The organism is Vulcanisaeta distributa JCM 11216 (assembly GCF_001315985.1).
In the GTDB taxonomy this organism is placed as follows: Archaea; Thermoproteota; Thermoprotei; order Thermoproteales; family Thermocladiaceae; genus Vulcanisaeta; species Vulcanisaeta distributa_E.
Map to the genome: position 1 here is coordinate 1 of NZ_BBBI01000037.1, position 5,253 is coordinate 5,253.

Consider the following 5,253-nt stretch of genomic DNA (forward strand, 5'->3'; position numbering starts at 1 on the left):
TGCGTACTTCAGTGGTTATGCCACCAAGGACATATTCACATACGGGCCGATAATCATTGAGGTGACCTACAGCTACAGCGTCCCACAAATGAGCTGTAGTCTGGAGGTTAGCCCGAATGTACAGCCAATACTCATATCAAGCAACATAAGCCCATACAGCACCCCCCCATGGACATTCACCTACATACTAATCGCAACACCAAACACGGACTTGACAATACACGTCAAGTGCACATACGCACAGGGCTACTGGTAAGACCCCCCCCTTAAAAACAAGTCAATAGGCACTATTGATGAGTTCCAAGCCAGTGAGTGTGGTTGGTAGGTCTAGGAGGGGGGGTGAGTTCAACGTGCTTTGGTTGGTAGTGACTCTCGTGGGCATAGTCATGGCCTTGGCAATAATGTACCTAATCTACGGGGGAGTAAATAGGTCGTTGGGCACAGCCAATGCGCCGATGATAACTGCAACAGCGTCGAGTGGGAACCTATTCATCAACATCAAGGATGCTGGCGTTGGGAATCTAAGGATTGATGGAGTAATCCTCTATGCTGGGCAGGGCCAAGCAAGTTGCTCAGTGGCCACCTACTACCTAGATGGTCAGCAGTTGAGTAGTGGCTTGCCGATAACGTTGAAGCCAGGCCAGACACTCACCATAGCCTACTCAAACTGCAACCCATCGACAGATGAGGTAACGAGCATAGCCGTAATAACGAGCTCAGGAACATACACAGCAACAGTCTCATAACAACCTCAAAAAATCAAACCCAAGATCAAAAACACTGGTTCTCGATTCTCACCCAACCCAAGACGCTAAGGACAGGCAAAAACCCATTAAAATCCTCCCGACCAACCAAGCCTTAATCAACGACAAGAAGACCACCCCCCCTCAATACTCTATTGAAATCTTCGAAGCTTATAGACAGAGAGTTACCCGAGTTTGTGGAGATTATCCTTTCAATATTCTATTGAAATCTTCTCTATTACCACTTCGTATAATTTTTCGGGGACCTGTACGGCTAGGACCACGCAACTTTCAATATTCTATTGAAATCCTCGAAAACGTATGCTGACTATAGAGTATTAGACGAGAAAGGAGCAATCGCTACTTTCAATATTCTATTGAAATCCTCTAAGGACATCAATATGTACAAAGCCATTCCTCATTTTTATAGAAAACTTTCAATATTCTATTGAAATCCTCACAGAATTTTGCAAGAACGATAAGTGTACACCCTTGGCAGAAGCTTTCAATATTCTATTGAAATCCTCGTGTGTAAATCCTTCGTAATACATTTGTTCACGGGTCGTTTTTCTTTCAATATTCTATTGAAATCCTCCGGTGTATGATGTTCCGTTTATCGAAATGTAACACGTGCCGTTGCTTTCAATATTCTATTGAAATCCTCGAGTATGGTGTTGAGCTTGCCCCCAAGGCTTATTAGTAGGGGGGGTATCTTTCAATATTCTATTGAAATCCTCATTCGTGACGGATAGTTTTTGGGTTGCGTAACGCAACGTGATTAGTAATGAGTCACTTTCAATATTCTATTGAAATCCTCTCTAATCAGGAAGAAGAAGGCGAGGAGTGCATCCGCAGTTTTTGTGACTTTCAATATTCTATTGAAATCCTCCTCAGTACCTCGTCAGCGTAGTTGCCCTCTATCCATGGGCTTATTATCTTTCAATATTCTATTGAAATCCTCACTAATCACTAGCGAACAGCCCTGCATCCCCCCCTTCAACCTCGGGGCCTTTCAATATTCTATTGAAATCCTCCCAGTTTCTACAGGAGCGCCATTGAGAGGTTGCTTGGTGGCGCCTTTCAATATTCTATTGAAATCCTCTGTTTCGTTGCTTTATTTGTTTCTTTTTAAGTTTTTCCTCCTTGGTGTTTTGGTTTTCGTTGTAACACCTTTCTGCTCCTGATTCTTACGACTCGTTCTTGTTCTCACGATTCTTTGGGGGGGAATTGAATTGTTGTTCCCACGGTATTTCAATTTTTCAAAACCGAGCCTGTTCCTACGGTGCTTAATACATTGTAAAACGGAGAGTGTGCACGGAGTCATGCAAACTCCACGGCTTTGTCTGTGATGCGGTGACTCGTTGTTTGTGGTTGTGGTTAATGCACGTGAGCGTGCATTGGTTGCCTTTGTCTCGCCTTGATTCCTGCACTCCCTTTTAAGTCATTGATTATGCATTGTTGATGGATGTTAGGGAGCTTGTTGCTGACTTGGTCTTCATCGTTAGGTCTCCGGTGGATGGCATTGACAATGCGGTTGGTGAGAGTGCTAAGTTGAGTGGGGGGGTAGGTGTAAACCTGGAATTTAGGTTGCAGATGGAAACTGAGATAGCCAGGATCTTTTACCGGGAAGTCGAGGTTGTGCCGGCGTGGATTGCGTGCATAGGTGATGGGTTCTTCATTAGGCTACTTGATGATTACTGGGATAGGGACATAATCAGTGATGGAGACATCAAGGATAGGGCACTCGTGATAAACCACTATATCGAGGAGATTTCAAAAATAAGATTAAGCAAGAGTCATTAGAACAATCGCTTGGTTTATTCTCAGCCATAGACTACGCACTCAGCATGGTTTAACTGATGATTGACGAGGCTTACTACGTGTTGAACTCACTGCTGGCTGAGTTGATGGTTATGGGCTTGAGGAGGTTAAGCTGGGCAAGCGGGGGCTCGCAAGCAAGGTCTGTGAGGTACTTAGAAGAATGCTTAATGATGTATTGAGTGAAGGCAATGTTAAGATGACGAAGAAAATAATCAAGGCAACAGCGAAACTAAACTGCCCTGCCCAGGGCCACAAATCCATAAAGGAAACCCTGTTGGAGCCCCCCCGGCGGATTCGAACCCGGGAAGATTGGGTGTCTGCGTCTGGAATTGGATGCGCTGCAGCCCAACGCCTTAGGCCGCTCGGCCACCGGGGCATTATTATGTGCTTGCACGGGAGATTTAAGCCTTTCGGTAAGTTCAGTATTAGATTAAGCTGATTGTGTGAATTAGTAAATACTTGTTTCAGTCAAGGCTGAATTCATCACTTGTCAGGGCAGGGGGGGTTTCACCATCAGTGATTTAGTGCGGTGGTTCCCATTTAAATTATTACTTGATTTTGTTTATTAATTCATTCCTTATTTCCTTACCAAGTTTCATGAGTGTACCCCATGCAGCGAGTACGCCCGTGGCCGCCGCCACGTTTATGCCCCTGGAAAGCCCTGCTCCGTCTCCTGCCGCGAATACGCCATCCACGGTGGTCTCCATGAACCTATTAACTACGGCCCTCATGCTGTAGTACTTAATCTCCGGTGCGTAGAGTAGGGTGTACTTTGAGGCTAGTCCAGGTATTACGTTGTCAACCCTGTGGAGAAACTCCATTAGGTTATCGAGCACCCTATGCGGCAGCGCCATGCCAATGTCGCCTGGCGTCACGATTTTCATGGTGGGTTCAATGACGTTTCTCCTGATCCTATCCCACGTGGATCTCCTACCATCCTCGAGATCACCAAGTCTCTGGATTATTGGCCTACCGCCGCCTAATTTCGTGGCTAGCCTCGCAATTGACTTGCCGTACTCAATCGTGTCCTCCATTGGGTCCGTGAGCCTAATTGACGTCAGTAATGCGAAGTTCGTGTTGTTGCTCCTCTTATCCACGTAGGTCTCTCCATTAACGCCAACCGTACCATCGTCATACCTCTCCATGACCACGAAACCCCCCCCTGGGTTAACGCAGAATGTCCTGACCTTGTCATCGTGGGACTTCGTGTACATTATGATCTTTGGGTCCATGTATAGGTTGGTCACTGGGTCCATGACGTACTTGGGGGGGACCTCAACCCTAACGCCAACATCAAGTGGGTTAGGCATTAACTCGATGCCCAACCTCCTCGCCTCATCCCTAAACCACTCGGCCCCAGCCTGCCGGGCGCATGATTATGGTCTTAGCCTCGATAATGCCCCCTCCTGGTCTTCAGTATGAAGTGCCCGTTACTCTTCTCGACATGCTCAACCGCGGTACCGATGGCGAATTTAATGCCGGCCTCGGTTAGGTAAGATACGAAGTTCTCAATGACCCTTGTGGAGCCATCAGTACCAATATGCCTCTGTCTAATGGGCACGAGTTGGGCACCAACCCGAGCCAGCGACCTCTGATACTCCTCGAAGGTAGGTCCCTTGGGCTCGAAAACCCTGTCCTGAGGTGCCCCCCCAAACTTCAGGAATACATTATCGATATAGTCAATGAGTAGGTTAGCTGAGTTCCAACTATTTAGGAGTTCCTGGAGATCACCACCAATGTCAGGCCTTAGATTAATGATGCCACTACTGAATAGCCCCCGCACCGCCGATGCCATGGGTTATGTGGCACGGCACGCACACGCACTTCCCAATCCTGGCCAAGGGGGGGCAATGTCTCTGCCTAGCATGTAGCCCTTATCAATCAATATAACACTAACGTCCCTCGCATTCTCCACAATCTCATATGCCGCAAACAGGCCTGCTGGGCCGCCGCCTACTATGGCTACGTCGTAGATCACGGGCCCATCACCTCACGCCTCATGTCGATCATGTCCATGGAATCCTCCCCCCCAGTCCCTATCAACGTGATTGGGACCCTCAACGCCTCACTGACATTCTCAAGCCACCTCCTTGCCTCAACAGGTAGGTCAGCCCACCTCCTTCTGCCGCGGGCGTCTGGGAATAATGCGTCGAACTTCGTAATGGCTATTTGAGTCGGCCTATTAAGCATGACAGCCCTCCTGGCGAGGTCCATGTTAAATGGTGCGGCGCGCCTGGGCCTGCCCGTGACCGTGCCCCTCTCAGCCCAACCCCCCTGGCAATGACCTCCTCCATACTCAACTCACCGGGTAATTCACCAGCCCCAACCCTAGTCACGTATGCCTTAAACACAAGGACAATGTCGCTAACGAGTCTCGGGCTAACCCCAACCTCACTAATCACGCCGGCTGCCGTGGTGTCCCTGGAGGTTACGAACGGGTATGTGCCGTGGTAAAGGCTTAGGAACGTTCCCTGCGTACCCTCAACAATCACCTCACCACCCTATCCAACTCCTCATTAACCTCCCTACTAACGTCAGTTATGAAGTCCCTGAGCTCGGGGGGGAAGTCCTTGGCAGTCTTTAGAACCCTCAGTATCCTATCAACCATTGCCGCACCACGCCCTGACCCGTTGAACCCAATGACCTTCATCAACGTACTCGATTACTCCTCCTCCACTCATCCACGTGC

3 protein-coding genes, 3 pseudogenes and 1 CRISPR repeat array are annotated in these 5,253 nt (G+C 48.4%); of the genes and pseudogenes, 4 read left to right on the forward strand and 2 right to left on the reverse strand.

Going from position 1 to position 5,253, the window contains the following annotated elements:
- The 4 genes and pseudogenes from JCM11216_RS13800 to JCM11216_RS20215 all read left to right on the forward strand — a co-directional run.
- Window positions 1–256, forward strand: a pseudogene (locus JCM11216_RS13800) (hypothetical protein); the annotation flags it as partial.
- Window positions 257–293: 37 nt separating this feature from the next.
- Window positions 294–746: a hypothetical protein gene (locus JCM11216_RS13805; RefSeq protein WP_054854571.1), complete on the forward strand. Its 453-nt coding sequence runs from the start codon at window positions 294–296 to the stop codon at window positions 744–746.
- 138 nt (window positions 747–884) lie between these two features.
- A CRISPR array of direct repeats spans window positions 885–1,845; the repeat unit is 25 nt; unit sequence CTTTCAATATTCTATTGAAATCCTC.
- Between the two features lie 359 nt (window positions 1,846–2,204).
- Window positions 2,205–2,546 carry a hypothetical protein gene (locus tag JCM11216_RS13810; protein ID WP_054854572.1) on the forward strand — a complete coding sequence of 114 codons (342 nt, stop codon included), beginning with the start codon at window positions 2,205–2,207 and terminating at the stop codon, window positions 2,544–2,546.
- Window positions 2,547–2,602: 56 nt separating this feature from the next.
- Window positions 2,603–2,743, forward strand: coding sequence for a hypothetical protein (locus tag JCM11216_RS20215; protein WP_243676442.1), 141 nt, complete (start codon window positions 2,603–2,605; stop codon window positions 2,741–2,743).
- A 369-nt stretch (window positions 2,744–3,112) separates the two neighbouring features.
- On the opposite strand, the pseudogene JCM11216_RS13820 reads toward JCM11216_RS20215, so the two are convergent.
- Both JCM11216_RS13820 and JCM11216_RS13825 read right to left on the reverse strand, forming a co-directional pair.
- Window positions 3,113–4,542, reverse strand: a pseudogene (locus JCM11216_RS13820) (NAD(P)/FAD-dependent oxidoreductase).
- A pseudogene (locus JCM11216_RS13825) lies at window positions 4,539–5,217 on the reverse strand (adenylosuccinate synthetase); the annotation flags it as partial. The pseudogenes JCM11216_RS13820 and JCM11216_RS13825, both read right to left, overlap by 4 nt.
- Window positions 5,218–5,253: the final 36 nt, after the last annotated feature.